The following is a 20,652-nucleotide window of genomic DNA, read 5'->3' on the forward strand; positions in this document are numbered from 1 at the left end:
GCCGTTACCCTAGAGAAAGAGTCTTGATTTGAAAGGAGCACACGGAAATGGCACCTCCATTCCAGTTTCCGATTCGGGTTCAGAACATTCTCTGGATTTTAGTCGGGTCATTCATCTTTGCTTTTGGTATTTATCATTTTAACGTCCAAAACGAATTGGCAGAGGGCGGTTTCACCGGAATCACGCTGATTCTAAAAGGACTGTTCGGGTTATCACCATCGATCACGAACTTAGTGCTGAACGTTCCTCTCTTTTTCGTCAGCTATAAGATTTTAGGGCGAACGACGTTCGTCTATACGTTGATTGGTACATTCAGTTTTTCCTTTTGGTACGGAGTGATTGCGAAGTATTCACCACTCGTGATTGATTTACGAGAAGACATGGTCCTTGCTGCCCTGTTTGCAGGTGTGTTCATCGGGGTGGGACTCGGAATCATTTTCAACAATGGCGGAACGACGGGTGGTGTCGATATCATCGCGCGTCTGACGAAACGCTACTTTGGTTGGTCGATCGGTCGAACGTTCTTAGTCTTTGACTTCTTCGTCATCGTTGCTTCTTTGACGTATCTCGATTATAAGCAGGCAATGTATACGTTACTTGCCGTCTACGTCGGTGCCCGTGTCATCGATTGGATGCAAGAAGGCACTTACGCTGGTAAAGCGGCGATGATCATCAGTGACCACCGGACGGAGATCGCGGACGGCATCCATGCGACGATGAACCGAGGTACGACCCGTCTGATTGCGAAGGGTGGATACTCGGGACGCGACCTCGAAGTATTATATGTCGTCGTCGCTCGAAACGAGATCAATCGCTTGAAGACACTCGTTAAAAGTGTCGATCAGCATGCCTTCATCACCTTGCATGATGTCTATGAGGTGACGGGGGAAGGTTTCACGTTCGATGAGAATCGGATTCCGATCAAAGAAACGTAAAAAACACGGATCGCTCGTTTGAGCGATCCGTGTTTTTCGTTTTAGTCATCACTTGACGGGTTGAAGACGATTAGTGCGAGACGAAGGAACTCGGCGACGGCAACGAGTGTTGCCGCGACGTATGTCCAAGCGGCTGCGTTCAAGACACGGCGTGAACCACGTTCTTCTTCCGCGTCGATGATTCCGTGATCTGTCAATTGCGCCATTGCTCGGTTCGAAGCATCGAACTCGACCGGTAACGTGACGAGTTGGAAGATGACCGCTCCAAGCATCAGGACGACACCTAGCATCGCAAGACCAGTGAACCCAGCGAATAGACCAATCAACAACAGAGGGAACGATAAGTTCGACGTGATTGAGGCGACAGGTGCAATGCGGTGCCGGACACGCATCATGTTATAATCCGTCGCATCTTGGATGACGTGACCAATTTCGTGTGCCGCAATCGAAACGGCTGAGACCGTCGAACCGTAATAGACGTCTTCTGAAAGCCGGACGACTTTATTTGTCGGATCATAATGATCGGACATCGTTCCACCAATCGGCTCGAGCCGGACGTTCGTAATCCCGTTCTGCTTCATGATGAAGTCAGCGACCTGTGCTCCTGTCACCCCACTCTGAATCGGAACATCTTGATATTTTTTATAGGTGCTCCGCACCCGCATCTGAGCCCAAATCGGGACGATCATGATGATCGCGAGATAAATCAAATAGTTTGCCACGAGACATCGTTCCTTTCTTTTTTGTTTATAGGTCTATTTTATGTTCAAGCGACCTTATTGTCAATTGAATCGCGTGCGACAAACAGATATCCCATCAAAAGACATAATCCAGTCAACCAGAAAGAACCGTATCCGATCCATTTGATGTGCTCTGCAAGCGCCGGGTAGCGGGGCCATTGCCCAAGGACATAATCGACGACATCGTTATGAACGACCCAAATCGCAACGAGAACAAGTTCCTTGATGCGAAATGTCATCAAAGGACTGAATAACAACGCCTGAAACGCCATCGCTCCGTGCGACACCATCAGCATCAGTGCCATCGTTGTTAAGTAGGCGTTTGATGTGCCGAGTTCGTTCAACATCAAGGCATTCATGACGACCGCCCAGACACCATATTTGATCAATGTCACGAATGCGAGCGCTTCAAACAAGCGGGAACGTCGTCCGAAAATCCATAGAAAAACGATGATCGTAAAGAACAGCGATGCGGTTGGGCTATCCGGAATGAACGGATAGAAGTACCACTTCGATGTCGCGAGTTGTGGTTCATACCAGTAGTAGCCGTATAAGGTGCCTGCTAAGTTGATCAATCCGACGATCCAAAGCACGGCTTTATGACGGAGTAAAGTAAATATTCCTTGCAATCGTTTCACCTCATCATCGACAAAAGCCGGAGGATTGCTCCCCCGGCTTTTGGCTTATTTATTGTTTTCGCCGCCTTCACCGTATGAAGCGATGAATTTCGCAAGTTCTTTATGATCGGCATCTGAGCCTTTGAACTGACCAGCCGGCATCGAACCGACACCTTTGACTGCGATATCATAAATCTCTTTTTCAGTCTTTTTCGTTCCGACGAGCGCTGGAGCTGCTGCTCCACCTTCGAGGTTCTTACCATGACAGTTGACACATGACTGGTTCGAATAAATTTCGTATCCTTTTGCCGATGTATCAATTTTTGGTCCTTCGTTCATCGTCAACTCACCTTGCTTGTGGATGGTATCCCAGTGTGTCGTTTGAACAGATTCCCATGTCAAGAAGACGATCGAGACGACTGCGAGGAGCATCATGCTGACGGCGACTGGCCGTTTCGCAGGACGGCGTTCAAGACCTTGGTCGAGCCATGGCGCGACGAGAAGTGCTGTGAACGCAAGACCTGGAAGGATGACTGTTCCCATCAAGATGTATGGACCTGCAGCGAATTGGTATTTCAAGAGCTGATAGAGGAATAGGAAGTACCAGTCCGGAAGTGGAATGTACGACGTATTCGTCGGATCGGCAATGTTTTGAAGTGGTGCTGCTTCTACGATTGTCAGAGTCATGAAGCCGATCAAGAAGACCGCTCCAACCATCCATTCGCGAAGTAAGAAGTTCGGCCAGAACGCTTCCGTTCGACCTGGATATTCCGAATAGTCTTTTGACTTGTTCGGCATCCGGTTATTGATCGACACCCGTGAATCGGTGACGAATTTCATTCCTTTACCACGATGCATCGTGTTCTCCCCCTTTTTTGTTGTCTAGATGATAGTCGGTTTAAAGTGGTCCAGAGATCCCTTGTTTACGGATCATCATGAAGTGGGCCCCGAGCAAGACGAACAATGCTGCAGGAAGGAAGAAGACGTGAATCGCAAAGAATCGAGCGATTGTACTTGCGCCGACGATTTCTCCACCCGCAAGGAGGGTCTTCGCGATACCACCGATGACCGGGATACTTTCAGCAATCTGAATCGTAACTTTTGTCGCGAACAACGCTTTCATGTCCCAAGGCAATAGGTATCCTGTCAGACCGAGAGCTAAGACGACGAAGAACAAGAGAACTCCGACGACCCAGTTCAATTCACGTGGTTTTTTGTATGAACCAGTGAAGAAGACACGTAATGTATGTAGGAACAACATTACGATAACGACAGACGCACCCCAGTGGTGCATACCACGAACGATTTGTCCGTGTGCGACTTCGTTTTGTAGATAGTAGACGGACGCGTGTGCGTTGATGATGTCCGGTACATAATACATCGTCAAGAACATCCCCGAAAGAATCTGGATGACGATCGTAAAGAACGTCAATCCGCCAAAACAATAAACGAAAGCTGAAAAGTTATGTGCCGGGTTGACGTGCTCCGGTACTTCATGATCAGCGATGTCTCGCCAGAGCGGCGTAATATCAACGCGCTCATCAATCCAATCATAGATTTTTTGCATCATCGCTTACGCACCTCTTTCGACTGGTTTACCAAGGTAGAGGTAACCATCTTTCTGTTGCATTTCATACTCATCGAGTGGTTTCGTTGGAGGCGTACCAGGTACGTTCGTGCCATCCTTCGTATACCGTCCGAAGTGACATGGGCAATAGAATTGCTCCGGGTGCGTTGGATCTGCGCCGAAGCTGACTTGGCAACCTAAGTGTTTACAAATCGGTGAAAGGGCCAAAATTTCTCCCTTATCATCTTTGAACACCCAAGCCGACAACGTTTCTTCGAACTCATACCACGCATCTTGCGTTTGTTTCTTGAAGTCGACCCGTTTTGGTTCTGTCGTGATATCCGACAACTTCATTACTTTTACTTTATCGCCTGCTCCTGATTTCTTCAGGACTGGATCAACTGCGAAGTTGACCATCGGCATGACCATTGTCGCAGCCATGAAACCGCCGACGCCTGTCAATGTATACGTCAAGAATTGACGACGTGTTACGTTAGACCCGTTTTGAGCCATCTCGATCCCCCCTTGTGATGTACGCTGTGCCCCAAGACGACAGTACTTCACACAAATTTCTCACATGGTAATAGTATCTTAATAAAATCATTGCGTCAACCGCTTCATAGCGCGGTCCAACGGTTTCCTAACTGTTCGAGAACTTGTCCAACAAAATTCCCGACCATCTGACCTTGTTGGTCACGACTCATCGTCTCAAGAGCTAGACGTGGCACGTAGATAATCTCTTCTGCGGCAGTCTCCTTCCACCTTAAATCAGCGGTGATGAAGGTGATGAAACGGAATTGCCCGGAAGCAGCCGCTTGACGCCATCCTTCCAACTGTTCGATCGACGGTACATCGATGTAGGTCATGGCAGGTAAGAGCAACGCCCGTCCAGATAGCTGGCGTTCGACTTCGGACGCCACCGTCAATGTCATGTCTGCGCATTCCGCATAAGCATGCATCGCCTCATCGAAACCGATCGGAAGCAAAGGCACGATTAGCGTGTCGATATACGCTTGCTCGCTTCGTGTCCGCTGTACGTCGGATGGTTTGAAACGCAAGTCATTTCCCCCTTTCTTTCTTACTTACAATTCGTCACATTTAATGTATCATATCCACATTTCCTCCTGCTCTCTTAATGTGAACGTTTTATGAAATTCCACCCTATTTTTCTTCATATTTTGCACAAATCTTCACATACGAAAAAGACTCTATCGCCTGTTATAAGCAATAGAGTTCTTTGATTAAGGGAGTTGATTTCGAACGAGACGTAACTGTTCGGAAAGGGAGTGGAATCGATGTTGATCGCGTGCATCAAGTGCTTCATCGATCAATCGGACCAACCGTTCTTCTTCTTGTCGATTGACCGTGACAGCGATGAAATGAGTCGCTTCATCTGCTAAACGCGGTTCAACAGCGACTTCCGGACGAAATGGATTTTCTTCCAGTAAAGACAAGTATTCATCGTCCATCATCATGCCTTGGAAGTTTAGCTCGATGTAGATATCTTCCGATGTCAAACGAATGTCATGATACGCTTTTTCTGGATCTAGCGTCGTGACGTCCCCTTTTTTAAAAAGAAACGGTTCCGCATCGAATCCATATGTCGTCATGATGATGGCTTTCGGAGCGAAAGTCGCATTTTGAACGAAGTGTACCTGCTCGAGTTTTGCCTCGTTACGCAACCAGTAATCGATGATCCATTTTGCTTCCCGTCGCTTTAACGTGTAATAGGTCAAGATGCGGCGTAAGAATCGCTGCTTTCTCTCTATCATCTCAATCCTACTCCCTTCTCCCGTGAAGTCATCCATCCATTCGTTCAACATAGTCGACGAGTTCGTTATCCTCTGGTGTCAACTGTGCAGCGCGTCGTAAGAGACGTTGTCCCTCTTCACGCCGTCCTTCCTCGACGAGTGCAAAACCATACTCTTTCAAGAAAAGCGCGTCTTCCGTGAATGCGCCTTCGACTATCGCATAGTTCTCCATCGCTTGCGTGTATTCCTCTAACGCATATAAAGCGCGCGCCCGGTACCATGTCAGAATCGGAGCCGTGACATGTTCTTCAATGGCTGAGATCGTCTCAATCATTGCTTCATGATCCTCGTCTTCTGCCAGTAACGAAAGCAAACGTTCCGCTGCGACGATTGATTCCGGGTTTAAAGCGAGTGCTTCACGTAACGCTTGAACACTTCCTGCGCGATCGCCGAGTTTGAGAAGGAATAAGGCTTCCATCGTCCGTAACTCGTCATTATAATCATCGCGCTCCATCCCTTGCTTGATGACGTTCAGTGCTTCTTTCGTCAGCCCAAGTTCGGCTTGGCTTTCCGCGTACGGTACATACGCTGATGTATAATCCGGATCCTGCGCAATCAATTGTTGGAATGTCTCGACTGCTTTTTGGTGTTGACCGACACGGTGAGCCGTCATCGCAAGACCAAACAGCGTATGCAAGTCGGAACGTTCTGCGACAGCACGTTCATACAGTGGAATCGCATCCTCAAATTGTCCTGTCATCGCGAGTGATTCCGCGTACAGGGCATCGAGCGGCAATTCAGCACGTAACTCTGGACGCTCTGCGATTTCAGCGAATAGTGGTACCGCTTGATCAAACGCACCGAGCGTCATGTAGAGCTCGGCTAATCCGTATGCCAGTAATGGTTCTTCAGGAGCGAGATTACGTGCTTCCTTCAGCTTCGCTAATGCCACTTCGTCAAGACCTTGTGACTGATAGAGATCAGCGAGTAATACGAGAGAACGGGGACCATATTCCATGTCCGTTGTGTCGACCTGCTCAAGGACAGAAATCGCTTCCTCTTCCCGGTCCAAATCGATATAACATTCTGCCAGTAACAAGGCGACTCCGGCGTTACCTGCGTATTCGACGTAAAGCGGTGCCAATAGATTAACTGCTCGGTCTGATAATCCAAGTTCGATATAGAGATCGGCAACCGCGAGGCGATCCTCATCCGTCCCTGTCTTTTCGAGTTGTTCTAGTGTCGCTAAGGCTTCCGAGGTATGGCCGTGTTCTAGTTCTTCGATGATGCCGTTCAATACTTGTTCATTCAAGGCAAACGCCCCACTTTCTGTCATCCGCCTATTTCTTACTCAGATCGGTCGGATTGAAGTTTCTTTAAATCATCATAGAACGTTGGGTAGCTGACTTCAACTACTTCGCGTCCATGCACTATAATTTCCGGGTTGATTGTCGCCGCGATCGTCAACATCATCGCGAGTCGGTGATCACCTGCACTGTCGACTTCCGCTGCTTGCAAAGGTGTCGGTCCTTCGATAATCATACCGTCATCCGTCGCCTCGATATTCGCCCCGAGACGCCGTAACGCCGTCACGACCGTCTCGATCCGGTCCGTCTCCTTGACACGGAGCTCTTCCGCATCGCGAATGATCGTTCGTCCCTCTGCTTGCGTCGCAAGCAATGCAAGTAACGGGATCTCATCGATCAAGGAAGGGATTTGTTCACCTTCGACCGTGGTCGCTTGCAACGATGTCGTCTCGACGGTCACATCTGCCGTCTCCTCTCCACCATCTTCTGAGCGGTGATCGATTTCGACACTTGCCCCCATCTGGCGCAACGTCTGTAAAAAACCGATCCGTGTCGGATTCATCAAGACGTGCGTCGTCGTGATCCGACTATCCTGCCCGATCGCTGCTGCCGTCCACCAAAACGCTGCTGACGATGGATCCCCCGGGATGTCGAGTGACGTCGCTTGTAAATGTACAGGACCTTGAACACGAATATGTCGACCATCTTCGTAGTCATCGATCGATACGTCAACGCCAAACTGTGGCAACATGCGTTCCGTATGGTCCCGTGATAGAATCGGCTCGATGACCGTCGTCTCGCCCGTCGCTTGTAAACCTGCGAGTAAGACGGCACTTTTCACTTGCGCGCTTGCGACCGGTAACGTATACGTCGTTCCGACAAGTGGCGTTCCCGTAATGTGAAGCGGCGCCGTCTCACCTGTTATGTTCGCTCCGAACAAGGCAAGTGGTTCCGTGATCCGTTTCATCGGACGTCTGCGCAAGGAAGCATCTCCATCGAGTACATACGTTGCTTGACCGCCTGCTAGAATCCCACATAAAAGACGGATCGTCGTTCCCGAGTTTCCGCAATCGATCGTTGCTTCTTGAAACGTTTCCGTACCGGTGATGCGAATTTCTCCTGCTGTTCGTTCGACGTGTGCCCCAAGCGCTCGCATCGCTTCTAATGAAGCGAGACAGTCCGCTCCTTCGAGTGCATTTCTGACATGTGTCGTTCCTTTAGCGATCCCACCGAACAGAAAAGCACGGTGTGTCATTGATTTATCGCCCGGTACTTGTACTGTTCCTCTTAATCCCATTCTAAACACCTCATTGTTTGATTGAACGCTTGTTGCAATCGTTCTTCACTGATTGCCTCTAAGTCAAAACGTCCTTCTTTCTCAAGGACGAATCGGATCGTAGTTTGGTGATTCTTTTTGTCGCGACGCATCAGTTCCAGATATGTCTCGAACGATTGTCGGTCCGGCAATCCGGTTCCGAGACGGTGGAGCAACCGTCCGAGTTGTTCCGCCTGTTCCTCATTTCCTTCCAAAAACTTGACGAAGACGAGTCCGATCCCTACTGCCTCGCCATGCGACAGACCCAGGCTCGCATATTCAACGGCATGCCCGAATGTATGCCCATAATTCAAGAAGGCACGCATCCCTTGCTCCGTCTCATCTTGTTCGACGATATCCCGTTTAACGTTAATCCCTCGTGCGAGCCAGTCTTCAAGATCAAGCCCTTTGATAGTATCCAACGAGACATCGAGTAACGTATCTGCAAACGATGGTCGTGCGAGGAATCCATGTTTGACCAATTCAAAGAAGCCGCTCCGCCATTCCCGATCTGGTAATGTCTGAAGAAGCGTTAAATCATACACGACACCGCTCGGTTGATAAAATGCCCCAACCAAGTTTTTTCCAAGCGATAAATTCAAACCGACCTTTCCACCTACACTCGAATCATGTGCTAAGAGTGTCGTCGGAATTTGAATGAACGGGATGCCGCGCAAAAAAGTCGCTGCAACGAATCCCGCTAAATCACCTATCATGCCACCACCAAACGCAAGGATGATACTATGTCGTGTCATTCCATGACGTATTCCCTCTTCCAATAAAGAACCGTAGACCGCAAGTGATTTACTCTGCTCCCCAGTTGGCACAGTGCTGACATGAATGCTTGTTGATTGAGATATAGACCCTAATGCCTCTTGCAACGTGTGCAAGTGCAAGTCTCGAACCGTCTCATCCGTAATGATCCAGATGCGATCCGCCTCGTTCAGCGCCGAAAGATGCGATAAACGTGCTAATGCCCCATTTCCGACAAATACTGGATATGACGTTTTTAACCGGATATCAAGCTCGATCAAAACGTTCGAACCTCCTCTGTATAAGCGGCAACGGCAGCTTGAAGACGATCAATCGTTGATGTTCCGAACATTTCAAGGATAGCGACCGCAATCTCAAACGCAACGACGGCTTCTAAAACAACAGATGCGGCAGGGACGGCACAGGCATCACTTCGCTCGATTTGTGCCGTGAAGGCTTCCTTCGTCTCAATATCGACTGATTGCAGGGGACGATAGAGAGTCGGAATCGGCTTCATCGCGACCTGGACGCGAATCGGCATCCCTGTCGACATCCCTCCTTCGATTCCACCTAGATGATTCGTCCGTCGATGATATCCGGATGCATCATGGACGATCTCATCTTGGACGGTACTTCCTTTGCGACGACCGAGCTCGTACCCGTCACCAAAACCGACTGATTTCATCGCATTGACGCTGATGACAGCTTGCGCGATTCGGCTGTCGAGCTTTAGATCGTTTTGGGTAAAGGATCCAATGCCTGGCATCATGCCCGTCACGACGACTTCGATCTCACCGCCGAGTGTATCGCCTTCTTTTTTGGCAGCATCAATTTCCTCCATCATTCGTTGTCCTGCAAGTTCGTCGGCACAGCGAACAGGTGAAGCATCAATGGTTTCCTGATATTCTACAGGATCTTTCCAAGGGGCATCAATCCCACCGATCGATCGTACATGCGAGAATACTTCAATTCCGAGTTCATTCAGTAATTGTTTAGCGAAGGCACCGACGGCAACACGTGCTGCTGTCTCACGCGCTGAAGAACGTTCCAGCACATCGCGTAAATCGCGATGACCGTACTTCAATCCTCCGACGAGATCCGCATGTCCGGGACGTGGACGCGTTAATGTCCGTGGGCGTTCCAACTCTTCTCCGAGCGGTTCCGCCTGCATGACTTGTGTCCAGTGCGTATGATCCTTATTCTCGATGAACAAACTGATCGGTGATCCCGTCGTGTATCCGTGGCGAATCCCACCACGTGCATCAATCTGATCTTGTTCGATTTGCATCCGTCGACCTCGTCCATATCCCCCTTGACGACGCGTCATTTCACGCTGAATGGCTTCGAAATCAATCGTGAGTCCTGCCGGCATCCCGTCAATGATGACGGTCAATCCTTTTCCGTGCGATTCTCCTGCTGTCATGTAACGCATTCGCTTCATCCCTTCCTGTTCAACCGATTTTTTCGTAAAAGAAGCTTTGTTTCATCTTTAATCCAAATCGTTCTGGTTGGAAAATTTGTTCCGTTCCTCCAACGAACAGAATACCGCCTGGTTTTAATGCCTCGACGAACGAACGATAGACATGTGCTTTCGCTTCTTCCGTAAAATAAATCAGTACATTACGGCAGATGATTAAATCAAAACCGGTATCGTACCGGTCGCCTAACAAATTATGTTTACTGAAACGAACAAGTCGTTTGATTTCTGGAACAACTTCGAATGTCTGCTCCTGCTCGATGAAATATTGCTTTTTCCGCGCTTCTACGACCTCATTCAATGCGGAAGCTCCGTATCGACCAAGCTTCGCTTTTTCAAGGACAAGCTCATCCAAATCCGTTGCTTGAATCGTAAAAGCCGACGAATCGAGTCGTTCACTTAAGATCATCGCTAGGGAATACGGTTCCTCTCCCGTCGAACAGGCAGCACTCCACGTTCGAATTCGTCCATGTGCACGTGATTCCAAGACCGGTAAGATGTCTTGCTCCAATTGTTGCCAACGTATCGGATTACGGAAGAATTCACTGACATTAATCGTCATCCGATCTAAAAATTCTTCGTATAACGAGGTACTTTTGTCCATTGCCTGCATATAGGACGCAAACGTACTGTACCCTTTTTTGTCACGTAACGCCGTCAACCGTCGTTTCATCTGTGCTTCTTTATACTGACCGAGATCAATCCCTGATTTGGTCTTGAATCGTTGTATGAAAAGTTCGTAATCTTCCAATTGGCACACCTCGCTCACTCTCGATATCAAATGGTCATCTCTTTGACCGGTTCAACTTATTTTCTATAGTAGCATAAAGCTATAGGCATTCCAAAAAGCAATTAACCAATCCGGTCAGTCCGTTTTACAAAAATACGACAAAAGGGATTCGATCGAATCGAATCCCTCCCCGCTTGTCCTACTATTCATGTATTAGACATTAACTGGCTGTCCTTGAAACCAAAGACCAAGCTCACGCTCCGCACTTTCGATACTGTCTGAACCATGAATGACGTTCTCACTCATCGTGTTCGCAAAATCACCACGGATCGTTCCAGGTGCTGCTTCAAGTGGTTTTGTTTTTCCGATCATCAAACGAGAAACGGCAACGACGTCTGCCCCTTCAACACGCAAAGCGACGACAGGACCTGACGTCAGGAAAGTGACCAACTCTCCAAAGAATGGTTTCTCCGCATGTTCCTCGTAGTGTGCTTTCGCGAGTTCTTCTGTGACGTTCATCATTTTCATTTCACGAATGATGAATCCTTTGCGTTCGATCCGTCCGATGATTTCCCCAATCAATCCACGTTCTACGCCATCCGGTTTGACCATTAAAAATGTCTGTTCCATCTCTAGTTCCCCCTATGAAATGCTTTTAGAAAAGCGCTTACATAGTCAGTTTACTGGCTTTTTAGAAGAACAGCAAGAAATTTTTGACAATCTTTATCCTTTTCGTTTACCAACGTAGCGCGCCACTTCTTCGAGCGATCGTTTAGCGGAAGATTTAGGTAAGGGTTCGAGCCGGTTGATGGCACGACGAATGTAAAGATCGACCGTTCGTTGTGTTCGTTCGAGGGCACCTGAAGTTTGAAGAAATGCTAGCAATGGTGCAACTTCTTCGTGGGTAGGCATCGTCTCGATTTTCGAAAGACTTTCGTAAAAGGCAGCATCTTCCGCTCCATAAAAGACGGGTAACGTCTTATGTCCATGACGTAGATCCTCTGCCACTGGCTTACCAAGTTGCGTTCGATTCGCTGTGAAGTCAAGCAAATCATCAGCAATCTGAAAAGCGAGTCCGATATCTCGTCCAAACAGTCGTAACGCTTTCGTATCGGCCGCTGAACAATTCGCAACGATTGCACCTAGATGGCAACTTGCTTCAATGAGAATGGCTGTTTTTCGTTCAATTCGTTTGATATAACGTTTAATCGACTGTTCCCAATCATATTGATCATAGATCTGTTCAATCTCACCCTCGCAAATTTCACGCATCGTATGGACCATGACTTGGACCAGCTCTGGTTTTCCGACTTCTCCAATCAACCGAATCGCTTCCCCAAACAAATAATTGCCTGAATAAAGCGCCACTTCTTCATCGAAGTATTGCATAACGGTCGGTTTTCCTCGTCGTAGTTCAGCGTCATCAATGACATCATCGTGTACAAGCGATGCCATATGGACGAGCTCAAGACTTGCTGCTACACGGATCAGTTCATCTCGATCTGCCTCACCGAATTTAGAGGCTAACAATACGAACGCTGGTCGAATCCGTTTTCCACCAGCTTTCAGCAGTTGTTTTCCTGCTGCATCAATCGTTGGTTCCTCCGAAGCGATATGACTGATCAGAAAACGATCGACTAAATTAACTTCCTTCGTGACATCACGGTAGATGGAATGCAGTGACATCTCACCACTTCTTCCCAAGGTGCATCGCAGCAGCCCCACCCGCGAATGCTTTGACTTCCACTTGCATAAAGCCTGCCTGTTCGAAGAGTTGTTTCAGTTCGACACGGTCGAGGAACACTTCCGTTGATTCTTGTAACCAGTTGTATTGATCATACGATTTAGCAAGCAAACGACCTACTTGTGGCATGATTTTTCCAAAGTATAGCGAATATGCTTCTCGGAAAATCGGTGCCGTCGGTTGACTCGTTTCCAGACAGACGACCGTTCCACCTGGTTTTAAGACGCGATGCATCTCTTTAATGACCTGAAGGTAATCAGGAACGTTCCGTAAACCGAAACCAATTGTCACGAAATCAAATGAGTTGTCACCAAACGGTAAATCCATCGCATTTCCGTGAATCAATTCGATGTTTTTCATATCGAGCGCTTCTACTTTCTCCACGCCGACTTTTAACATGTTCTCTGAAAAATCAAGTCCCTTGATGACACCAGTCGGACCGGCTGCTTTTGCCAGTTGAATCGTCCAGTCTGCCGTTCCACAACAGAGATCAAGACATTTAGCACCTGGGAAGACTTGCATCCGGCGCATCGTTTCGCGTCTCCACAATTTATGCAGTCGGAAGCTGATGACTGAATTCATTTGATCATAGTTCGTTGATATCGATTGGAACACTTCATACACTTTTTTTTCTTTATCTTTTGTCTGCACACTGCTCACCCTTTCCAAGATCTCATGCTACCGCCATCTGTTCGAGATGCGATAACAGTAATTTCTGTGCGACCAGATCTAGCTGCTCTGCCTGTTGTTGAATGATCTGCCGTCCTTGTCGTGTCAGCCATTCTCGTTTGGTGATTGCCGCGAGTCCTTGCATTAATCCGAACTCTGCTGTTAACCATAAGAGAACCCGTTCTTCCGTTGATTCATAGTTCATTTCATGTAAGGCACACTTCGCTTCATTGACACGTTGAATGGTCCGTCCGAGTGAGACAAGAACCTCTTTCGGCAAACCCGCTAATTGTTCGAAGAAGTAGCTCGAGAAAAGATCTCCAGCTAATACAAGAAGCTGTCTTTCCTTCGAACCGCGTAATGTTTTACTGACGCGTTCATGCAGACGTAAAGCGACTTGTGCGAAATGAATCGCTTTGACGAGTGCTTCTGAATCTAGCTTGTCATGTTGAGCGACATCAATCAACCAACGGATCTGTTCACGATCGATGGAAGGGAAATCCACATGTCGAGCCAATCGTGTCGTTTGTTTAGTGGTGAGTGCAGTGATGATTTCATCCACGCGCAGCTCATGTTGTTCCATGCTTTTACCCCCCGATCTCCAGTGCCATCTCGTTGATGGACGTTCTTCTTTTTTAATATACCATAATCGGCGGGCTTTCACGCTTCTGAATGTCCACAAAAAAGCCGCCCGAGAAAATCTCGGGCGACTATGTAGCCGGATTACTTCACAGCATCTTTCAATGCTTTACCTGGTTTGAAGGCAGGTACTTTGCTTGCTGGAATCTCGATATCTTCTTTCGTACGTGGGTTGCGACCTTTACGGGCTGCACGCTCACGGACTTCGAAGTTACCAAATCCAATCAATTGGACTTTCTCTCCAGACTGAAGTGTCTCAGTGATCGATTCGAATGTTGATTCAACAACTTTCGTCACGTCTTTTTTTGTAAGACCTGATTTTTCGACGACTGCTTGAATGAGTTCAGTTTTGTTCATTACTTTCACCCCCTCCCAATCACTTCTTCGAGGGTAATCATACCCTATAAACGTTGCTATTACAACATTTTCGTGTAAATAACGTTCAATTTTCAGATTCTTCGCTCGATTTCTCTGAAAACACAGGTTCGCCTTTTTCGTTTATCGTGTAGCTTTGAGAATAGGCAGGAACAAATGGTTGATCTTCATAAAGCAAATACCGAATATCCTGACCGACTTTCGGCTTTTTCTTCGCAGTTTGTACAGCTTTCTTCAACTCTGGCAAATAGTTGATGAAAAGACGACCTTGACCATCGACATAGATCGATAGCTTTTCATCTGAGTACGGACTTGGGACAGTCGGTTCTTTTTTGATGAATAACTTTTTATAGTCAAGGGTAAACTGATTTTTTCCGATGGAGCCTTTAAATGGGTACTTATCATTCTTCTTGCGATACGCATCAATTCGGACTTGAAGCTTCTGTAGTTCTTCCGCGACAAGCAAATCCATCAATTTGACAGTCGGCTTCGTCTCAACGTCGACCAACAAATAGATGAATGTTCCCCCGCCTTCGAAACTGTTCGTTGGTGGATCACTCATATAACGAGGTATCAGACGGCCCAGTTCGATTTGATAACGTTCCATGAGTGGCGTATCTGCCTCCATCGTTTTGATCGGCAAAACACCTGTGTCTTTCTGGTATGCATCGACGGCATCCTGAACGGTACGTAATTGTTGCGGATACGGCACGCGGTTCGACGGTTTCTGGCTGTCCGGAAAGAGACAACCTGATAATAACGTCACCGGAATGAGCATGAGTAGTACGAACCACTTTTTCATGCGCTCGGTCCCGCCATGACGATAAATACCATGATGATCGACGCAACGATGAAACAAACGAATGCCAAGGTTGACACGAGAATCTGCCAAATCCCTTTCAACTTCGTCCGACTGACCGTGACCAGCAAGACACTGATCGCAAAGAGTCCGATGCCAGCGAACGAAATCCACATTTTTAATAATCCTGGACTCAAGGTTTCCACCCCACTCCGTTAATCTTTCGTCGTGAAGAGATGCTCGATCTCATTTTTTTGTGGTCGTTGCATCAACTTTTTGACTTCTTCTTCCGGTGTATGACCGTCAAAGAGAACATGGTATAAAGCAGAAGTAATTGGGAGTTCACATTGTTTCGACTCTGCTAGATCATATGCAGCTTGTGTCGCACGAACACCTTCTACGACCATTCCCATGTTTTCAAGCACTGTCTCTAGTTTTTCTCCTCGACCGATGGCATTTCCCGCACGCCAATTTCGGCTATGGACAGAAGTACAAGTGACGATTAAGTCACCCATTCCTGTCAAGCCGGTGAACGTCATTGGGTTTGCCCCAAGCATCGTTCCAAGACGAGCCATCTCGACCATTCCACGCGTAATCAAGGCTGCCTTGGCATTGTCCCCGTAACCGAGACCATCTGTCATACCCGCAGCAAGTGCAATGATATTCTTCAGTGCTCCACCGAGTTCTGCCCCGATGATGTCCGCATTGAGGTAGACACGGAAGTTTTCATTCGTAAACAATTCCTGCACACGACCAGCCTCTTCTAAATCATCCGATGCAACGGTCACCGTCGTCGGTTTACGTAACGCAACCTCTTCAGCATGTGAAGGACCTGTCAAGACACAAACCGCTTTACGTTTCGCCGGGTCGACCTCTGCTTCGATCAACTCAGACAATCGAAGATGTGTCTTCGGTTCGATTCCTTTTGATGCATGAATCAGGACGACTGGTTCTGTCAATAGTTCATTTAATTGACGAGAAACCGCACGAATCGCAGATGACGGTGTCACGATCAAAATATGTGTCGCGCCTTCGACCGCCACTTTGAGATCCGTCGTCGCCTTCAATGATTGTGGCAACACGACGCCCGGCAAGAATTGCGCATTTTCATGATGCTCATTGATACGGTCGACATTTGTTTGTTCACGACCGTAAAGAATGACTTCCTGATCATTATCGGCTAAGACGAGCGAGAGCGCTGTTCCCCAGCTTCCTGCTCCGATGACAGCGATTTTGGTCATACTGAATCACCTCATTATTGTTTTTGACGAGCTAAAATCCGGATTGGTGTACCTGTGAAATCAAATGCCTCGCGAATCCGGTTCTCGAGATATCGTTTATAAGAGAAGTGAAGCAACTCTGGATCATTGACGAACAAGACGAACGTTGGCGGACGCGACGCGACCTGAGTCGCATAGTTAATCCGTAAACGAACCCCTTTATCTGTCGGCGCAGGGTTCATAGCGACAGCATCGACGATGACATCGTTCAAGACACTTGTCTGAATCCGTTGCGCATGACTGTGCGCTGCTTGCTGAATGACTGGTAATAACGTTTGTAAACGACGTTTTGTTTTTGCTGAGACGAAGACGATTGGTGCATAGTCAAGGAAACGGAATTCTTCCCGAATCTCTTCTTGCATCTTTTTCATCGTCTTATCATCTTTTTCAACAGCATCCCATTTATTGACGACAATGATGACCGCGCGACCTGCTTCATGGGCATATCCTGCTACTTTTTTATCTTGTTCGATGATACCTTCTTCACCATCAAGAACAACACAGACGACATCTGCTCGTTCGATTGCTTTTTGAGCACGCATGACACTAAAGCGTTCTGTCGATTCATAGACTTTCCCGCGTTTTCGCATCCCTGCCGTATCGATGATGACGTATTCTTGTTCATCCCGCGTAAATGGTGTATCGATTGCATCACGTGTTGTACCAGCGATATTCGAGACGATGACACGCTCTTCACCAAGAATCGAGTTCGTCATACTTGATTTCCCGACGTTTGGACGACCAATCAAGGCAAACTTAATCGTACTTTCGTCATATTCCAACTCTTCTTTATCTGGTGCTAATTCAAGGACACGGTCGAGTAAATCACCAAGTCCAAGACCATGTGTACCAGAAATCGGGAATAAGTCCCCGAATCCAAGAGAGTAGAATTCATACATTAAATCACGCATCTCAAAATTATCCACTTTATTGACAGCTACGACGACTGGTTTGTTCGAACGGAACAACATGTTCGCGACTTCCTCATCCGCTGCTGTGATTCCTTCGCGTCCGTTCACCATGAAAATGATGACGTCCGCTTCATCAATGGCGAGCTCCGCCTGATGACGCATCATTTGAAGTAGGGGCTCATCCCCAACTTCGATTCCACCTGTATCAATCAAATGAAAATGACGATTCAGCCATTCTCCAGTTCCGTAAATACGGTCGCGGGTAACGCCTGGCTTGTCTTCTACGATTGAAACCCGATCTCCAATCACCCGGTTAAAAATCGTCGACTTTCCGATATTTGGGCGACCTACGATCGCCACGACTGGAATTGCCATCCCAACACCTTCTTTCTCTTCTCTCGCTTCATAGCCGTTCTATTGTATCAAATCAAACTCTCATATACCATAACAAACCGCATATAAAAAGCGGACACGCTTGTGTCCGCTTTGTGTCATCCTTTATTCTTTCGTCTCTGAATCGTCTTCTGTCAAGTCAGCGACAGAAAATCCTTCTGATTGATTCGAGTAATCCGAATAGTCCTCAGAAGACCCTTCTTCCTCTTCGAGAACACGTGTCGAGAGCGAGATCTTGTGCTCATCAAGACGCACTTCGAGTACCTTCGCTTCAATTTCTTGTCCTTCTTCAAGTACTTCTGAAGGCGATCCGATATGACGGTTCGCGATTTGTGAAATATGCAAAAGCCCTTCTACCTGCGGTGCAAGCTCAATGAAGGCACCGAACTGGACAAGACGACGTACACGTCCTTTGACAATATCCCCAGCTTCGATTTTCCCTTCCATCTGTTGCCATGGACCCGGTTGTGTTTCCTTGATCGACAACTTAACCTTTTCTGTATCACGGTCGACGCCAAGTACTTTGACTTCGACTTTCTGACCTTCCGTGACGATGTCCGAAGGACGTTCGACACGATGGTGTGCCATTTCCGAGATATGAACGAGACCATCGACGCCACCGATATCAACGAAAGCACCGAAATCTGTCAATCGTTGGACTGTTCCTTCTAGAACTTGCCCCACTTCTAGATTTTCGAGTGTCTCTTTTTTCTTCGCGTTCAATTCACCTTCAACGACGGCTTTGTGCGAGAGAATGACACGGTTCTTCTCTTGATCGAGTTCAACGACCTTGACGTCAATCGAACGACCGATGTAATCCGAGAAGTCCTCGACGTAATGCCGCTCGACAAGCGACGCTGGGATGAATCCACGGACACCGATATCAACGACGAGACCACCTTTAACGATGTCTTTCACGACAACTTCAAAGATCTCACCTGATTTATACTTCTCTTCAACTTGCTCCCACGCTTTAAGTGCATCAATTTCTCGTTTTGAGACGACGACCTCTTCATCCGTGATTTTCTTGACCTTCACTTGTAGTTCATCTCCGACGTTCAACACACCACGAATATCATCGAGATGAAGACTCGATACTTCGCTGATCGGTAAGATGGCTTCTGTTTTATATCCGATATCAATGAGTGCTTGCTTGTCTTCAATTTTCACGACCATTCCGGTAACTACCTGGTCCCGATGAATTTCAAAATCAGGCATATCTTTCATTTCTTCGACCATTCCAAAACAACCTCCTCACGATGAGTACAAGAAACGCCTGACACGTGTCAATGCGTTTATCCTGCTTCTAACTTCTTACAATTCTGACTATTTGTCAAGGTATTAAGCGTGATTGAAGTAGACGGATTTGATTTCGTCCATGATTCGATCAGAAATCGCTTTCGCAGCACCACGTTGATCACGTAAATCCGAAATATCGACCGGTTTTCCGATCGCGACGCGCATTCGTTTGAAAGGGCGATACGATCCAATGATGGCAATCGGTAAAATCTGAGCATTCGATCGTAAGGCGAAGAACCCTACACCGGGTTGTGCTGATGTGAATTCTCCTGGAGCAGAACGCGTTCCTTCTGGGAAAATGCCAACAGTCTCATCCGTATTTAACAGCTCGATCGTCCGTTTCAAGGCTTGACGGTCCCCTTGACCACGACCGACAGGATAGGTTCCTGCCGCAATCATCAGCTGCTTTAAGGCAGGGACTTTAAACAACTCCTCCTTCGCCATATAACGAACCGAACGTTTCGGTGGAATCGCACTGACGAGGAAGACGGGATCCCAATTTGAACTGTGGTTGGCACAGATGAGTAAGGAACCGTCTTTCGGAATATTCTCTTGCCCCGTCACCTTCAATCGGAAGACTGTTTTGGCTATGACCCAGACGACAAACCGCGCAATCCGATAAACGGTATCTTGACGTTTCATTTTAGAACACCTTCCGCTAGTTCCATCAGGCGAACAACGACTTGATCAATCGTCATCTCTGTCGTATCTAGATATAATGCGTCGTCTGCTTGGCGTAGAGGAGAGACTTCACGTTCACTGTCCCGTTTGTCCCGTAGCGCGATTTCTTCTTGAAGAACTGTGATATCGCTATCCATCCCACGCGCGATGTTCTCCCGGTGCCTTCTAGCTGCACGCTCTTCCACAGTTGCCGTCAAGAAAACTTTTAATTCAGCATCAGGTAATACGACTGTACCGATGTCACGACCGTCCATGACGATGCCACCCTGATCTGCTAATTTTCGTTGCGCCGTGACGAGTGCTGCTCGAACTTCTTTTTGACGAGCGACGAACGATACATTATTCGTGATTTCGATGGAACGGATCGCATCCGTCACTTCGCGATCACCAATAAAGACACGTTGCCCGTTTTCGCCTGGTGTTAAACGAATATCAAGCGATTTCATCAATTCGCCAAGCACTTCTCCGTTGTTCAGATCAAGCGATTGTTCGAGTGCTGCGAGCGTAACGGCACGATACATCGCCCCTGTATCGATATATACATAGTCAAGGCGTGCCGCCAGTTGTTTTGCGATCGTACTTTTCCCAGCACCTGCTGGTCCATCTAATGCAATTTGAATCTTCTTCATCATCCATCCAATCCTTCCATCTTCCCCATATTTGATGGGGA

The 20,652-nt window shown here is 47.6% G+C and carries 25 protein-coding genes; 1 reads left to right on the forward strand and 24 read right to left on the reverse strand.

All coding sequences use genetic code 11. The features are described 5' to 3' along the window. Positions 1-47 precede the first annotated feature (47 nt). Positions 48-935, forward strand: coding sequence for a YitT family protein (locus ACY2IG_RS10485; RefSeq protein ID WP_035407218.1), 888 nt, complete (start codon positions 48-50; stop codon positions 933-935). Positions 936-976: 41 nt separating this feature from the next. Here the strand turns inward: ACY2IG_RS10485 and ACY2IG_RS10490 are convergent, their stop codons facing one another. The 24 genes from ACY2IG_RS10490 to cmk form a co-directional block, all read right to left on the reverse strand. Next, a complete protein-coding gene (locus tag ACY2IG_RS10490) occupies positions 977-1,657 on the reverse strand; it encodes a zinc metallopeptidase (RefSeq protein ID WP_035407205.1) in 681 nt (226 codons plus the stop codon). Positions 1,658-1,701: 44 nt separating this feature from the next. Beyond that, positions 1,702-2,304: a DUF1405 domain-containing protein gene (locus ACY2IG_RS10495; protein ID WP_035407193.1), complete on the reverse strand. Its 603-nt coding sequence runs from the start codon at positions 2,302-2,304 to the stop codon at positions 1,702-1,704. A gap of 54 nt (positions 2,305-2,358) precedes the next feature. Continuing rightward, complete coding sequence (locus ACY2IG_RS10500; RefSeq protein ID WP_035407183.1) at positions 2,359-3,150, reverse strand: menaquinol-cytochrome c reductase cytochrome b/c subunit; 792 nt, start codon at positions 3,148-3,150, stop codon at positions 2,359-2,361. Positions 3,151-3,190: 40 nt separating this feature from the next. Next, positions 3,191-3,862 carry a menaquinol-cytochrome c reductase cytochrome b subunit gene (gene qcrB, locus ACY2IG_RS10505; RefSeq protein ID WP_012370658.1) on the reverse strand — a complete coding sequence of 224 codons (672 nt, stop codon included), beginning with the start codon at positions 3,860-3,862 and terminating at the stop codon, positions 3,191-3,193. 3 nt (positions 3,863-3,865) lie between these two features. Next, positions 3,866-4,372 (reverse strand): ubiquinol-cytochrome c reductase iron-sulfur subunit, encoded by a 507-nt coding sequence (locus ACY2IG_RS10510; protein ID WP_035396830.1) that lies wholly within the window; start codon positions 4,370-4,372, stop codon positions 3,866-3,868. A 104-nt stretch (positions 4,373-4,476) separates the two neighbouring features. Next, on the reverse strand, positions 4,477-4,917 hold the full coding sequence (locus ACY2IG_RS10515; protein ID WP_035407181.1) for a DUF2487 family protein: 441 nt from the start codon (positions 4,915-4,917) through the stop codon (positions 4,477-4,479). A 183-nt stretch (positions 4,918-5,100) separates the two neighbouring features. Next, entirely contained in the window at positions 5,101-5,631 is a 531-nt protein-coding gene (locus tag ACY2IG_RS10520) for a ReoY family proteolytic degradation factor (RefSeq protein WP_035407179.1), read from the reverse strand. Between the two features lie 28 nt (positions 5,632-5,659). Continuing rightward, positions 5,660-6,946 (reverse strand): tetratricopeptide repeat protein, encoded by a 1,287-nt coding sequence (locus ACY2IG_RS10525; RefSeq protein ID WP_231496842.1) that lies wholly within the window; start codon positions 6,944-6,946, stop codon positions 5,660-5,662. 11 nt (positions 6,947-6,957) lie between these two features. After that, a complete protein-coding gene (aroA, locus tag ACY2IG_RS10530; protein WP_462617910.1) occupies positions 6,958-8,214 on the reverse strand; it encodes a 3-phosphoshikimate 1-carboxyvinyltransferase in 1,257 nt (418 codons plus the stop codon). Then, the gene (gene aroB / locus ACY2IG_RS10535; protein WP_035407175.1) at positions 8,205-9,266 is read right to left on the reverse strand and encodes a 3-dehydroquinate synthase; all 1,062 of its coding nucleotides are present in this window, start codon (positions 9,264-9,266) and stop codon (positions 8,205-8,207) included. Before aroB ends, aroA begins: the two co-directional genes overlap by 10 nt. After that, positions 9,263-10,417, reverse strand: a complete 1,155-nt coding sequence (gene aroC / locus ACY2IG_RS10540) for a chorismate synthase (protein ID WP_462617911.1) — start codon at positions 10,415-10,417, stop codon at positions 9,263-9,265. Before aroC ends, aroB begins: the two co-directional genes overlap by 4 nt. A 19-nt stretch (positions 10,418-10,436) precedes the next feature. Next, entirely contained in the window at positions 10,437-11,213 is a 777-nt protein-coding gene (locus ACY2IG_RS10545; protein WP_290774980.1) for a CheR family methyltransferase, read from the reverse strand. Positions 11,214-11,405: 192 nt separating this feature from the next. Beyond that, positions 11,406-11,822, reverse strand: a complete 417-nt coding sequence (ndk, locus tag ACY2IG_RS10550; RefSeq protein WP_035407166.1) for a nucleoside-diphosphate kinase — start codon at positions 11,820-11,822, stop codon at positions 11,406-11,408. A gap of 93 nt (positions 11,823-11,915) precedes the next feature. Next, positions 11,916-12,878 carry a polyprenyl synthetase family protein gene (locus tag ACY2IG_RS10555; protein ID WP_035407163.1) on the reverse strand — a complete coding sequence of 321 codons (963 nt, stop codon included), beginning with the start codon at positions 12,876-12,878 and terminating at the stop codon, positions 11,916-11,918. 1 nt (position 12,879) lies between these two features. After that, positions 12,880-13,587, reverse strand: coding sequence for a demethylmenaquinone methyltransferase (locus ACY2IG_RS10560; RefSeq protein ID WP_035407160.1), 708 nt, complete (start codon positions 13,585-13,587; stop codon positions 12,880-12,882). Between the two features lie 22 nt (positions 13,588-13,609). Beyond that, the gene (locus ACY2IG_RS10565) at positions 13,610-14,188 is read right to left on the reverse strand and encodes a heptaprenyl diphosphate synthase component 1 (protein ID WP_035407157.1); all 579 of its coding nucleotides are present in this window, start codon (positions 14,186-14,188) and stop codon (positions 13,610-13,612) included. Positions 14,189-14,328: 140 nt separating this feature from the next. Beyond that, positions 14,329-14,601, reverse strand: coding sequence for an HU family DNA-binding protein (locus ACY2IG_RS10570; RefSeq protein WP_012370671.1), 273 nt, complete (start codon positions 14,599-14,601; stop codon positions 14,329-14,331). Positions 14,602-14,686: 85 nt separating this feature from the next. Continuing rightward, positions 14,687-15,421 carry a hypothetical protein gene (locus ACY2IG_RS10575; RefSeq protein ID WP_035407154.1) on the reverse strand — a complete coding sequence of 245 codons (735 nt, stop codon included), beginning with the start codon at positions 15,419-15,421 and terminating at the stop codon, positions 14,687-14,689. After that, positions 15,418-15,594, reverse strand: coding sequence for a DUF2768 domain-containing protein (locus ACY2IG_RS10580; RefSeq protein WP_023468644.1), 177 nt, complete (start codon positions 15,592-15,594; stop codon positions 15,418-15,420). Before ACY2IG_RS10580 ends, ACY2IG_RS10575 begins: the two co-directional genes overlap by 4 nt. Before the next feature lie 39 nt (positions 15,595-15,633). Further along, complete coding sequence (locus tag ACY2IG_RS10585; protein WP_035407152.1) at positions 15,634-16,659, reverse strand: NAD(P)H-dependent glycerol-3-phosphate dehydrogenase; 1,026 nt, start codon at positions 16,657-16,659, stop codon at positions 15,634-15,636. A gap of 14 nt (positions 16,660-16,673) precedes the next feature. Then, positions 16,674-17,984 carry a ribosome biogenesis GTPase Der gene (gene der, locus ACY2IG_RS10590; protein ID WP_029342014.1) on the reverse strand — a complete coding sequence of 437 codons (1,311 nt, stop codon included), beginning with the start codon at positions 17,982-17,984 and terminating at the stop codon, positions 16,674-16,676. A 123-nt stretch (positions 17,985-18,107) separates the two neighbouring features. Next, complete coding sequence (gene rpsA, locus ACY2IG_RS10595; RefSeq protein ID WP_056062180.1) at positions 18,108-19,241, reverse strand: 30S ribosomal protein S1; 1,134 nt, start codon at positions 19,239-19,241, stop codon at positions 18,108-18,110. A 102-nt stretch (positions 19,242-19,343) separates the two neighbouring features. Further along, complete coding sequence (locus tag ACY2IG_RS10600; protein ID WP_035407149.1) at positions 19,344-19,943, reverse strand: lysophospholipid acyltransferase family protein; 600 nt, start codon at positions 19,941-19,943, stop codon at positions 19,344-19,346. After that, the gene (gene cmk / locus ACY2IG_RS10605) at positions 19,940-20,614 is read right to left on the reverse strand and encodes a (d)CMP kinase (RefSeq protein ID WP_035407146.1); all 675 of its coding nucleotides are present in this window, start codon (positions 20,612-20,614) and stop codon (positions 19,940-19,942) included. The genes ACY2IG_RS10600 and cmk overlap by 4 nt, the downstream gene beginning before the upstream one ends. Between the last annotated feature and the right edge of the window lie 38 nt (positions 20,615-20,652).

The organism is Exiguobacterium sp. EF_C8 (genome assembly GCF_054956715.1).

Excerpts from the sequence above, each read along its gene's own strand:
- ACY2IG_RS10510 (WP_035396830.1), bottom strand. The coding sequence starts at position 4,372 with ATGGCTCAAAACGGGTCTAACGTAACACGTCGTCAATTCTTGACGTAT.
- ACY2IG_RS10580 (WP_023468644.1), bottom strand. The coding sequence starts at position 15,594 with ATGTGGATTTCGTTCGCTGGCATCGGACTCTTTGCGATCAGTGTCTTG.
- ACY2IG_RS10565 (WP_035407157.1), bottom strand. The coding sequence starts at position 14,188 with ATGGAACAACATGAGCTGCGCGTGGATGAAATCATCACTGCACTCACC.
- ACY2IG_RS10555 (WP_035407163.1), bottom strand. The coding sequence starts at position 12,878 with ATGTCACTGCATTCCATCTACCGTGATGTCACGAAGGAAGTTAATTTA.
- ACY2IG_RS10525 (WP_231496842.1), bottom strand. The coding sequence starts at position 6,946 with ATGACAGAAAGTGGGGCGTTTGCCTTGAATGAACAAGTATTGAACGGC.
- ACY2IG_RS10600 (WP_035407149.1), bottom strand. The coding sequence starts at position 19,943 with ATGAAACGTCAAGATACCGTTTATCGGATTGCGCGGTTTGTCGTCTGG.
- ACY2IG_RS10585 (WP_035407152.1), bottom strand. The coding sequence starts at position 16,659 with ATGACCAAAATCGCTGTCATCGGAGCAGGAAGCTGGGGAACAGCGCTC.
- ACY2IG_RS10485 (WP_035407218.1), top strand. The coding sequence starts at position 48 with ATGGCACCTCCATTCCAGTTTCCGATTCGGGTTCAGAACATTCTCTGG.
- cmk (WP_035407146.1), bottom strand. The coding sequence starts at position 20,614 with ATGATGAAGAAGATTCAAATTGCATTAGATGGACCAGCAGGTGCTGGG.
- ACY2IG_RS10500 (WP_035407183.1), bottom strand. The coding sequence starts at position 3,150 with ATGCATCGTGGTAAAGGAATGAAATTCGTCACCGATTCACGGGTGTCG.
- rpsA (WP_056062180.1), bottom strand. The coding sequence starts at position 19,241 with ATGGTCGAAGAAATGAAAGATATGCCTGATTTTGAAATTCATCGGGAC.
- ndk (WP_035407166.1), bottom strand. The coding sequence starts at position 11,822 with ATGGAACAGACATTTTTAATGGTCAAACCGGATGGCGTAGAACGTGGA.
- ACY2IG_RS10520 (WP_035407179.1), bottom strand. The coding sequence starts at position 5,631 with ATGATAGAGAGAAAGCAGCGATTCTTACGCCGCATCTTGACCTATTAC.
- ACY2IG_RS10575 (WP_035407154.1), bottom strand. The coding sequence starts at position 15,421 with ATGAAAAAGTGGTTCGTACTACTCATGCTCATTCCGGTGACGTTATTA.
- der (WP_029342014.1), bottom strand. The coding sequence starts at position 17,984 with ATGGCAATTCCAGTCGTGGCGATCGTAGGTCGCCCAAATATCGGAAAG.
- aroC (WP_462617911.1), bottom strand. The coding sequence starts at position 10,417 with ATGCGTTACATGACAGCAGGAGAATCGCACGGAAAAGGATTGACCGTC.
- qcrB (WP_012370658.1), bottom strand. The coding sequence starts at position 3,862 with ATGATGCAAAAAATCTATGATTGGATTGATGAGCGCGTTGATATTACG.
- aroA (WP_462617910.1), bottom strand. The coding sequence starts at position 8,214 with ATGGGATTAAGAGGAACAGTACAAGTACCGGGCGATAAATCAATGACA.
- ACY2IG_RS10570 (WP_012370671.1), bottom strand. The coding sequence starts at position 14,601 with ATGAACAAAACTGAACTCATTCAAGCAGTCGTCGAAAAATCAGGTCTT.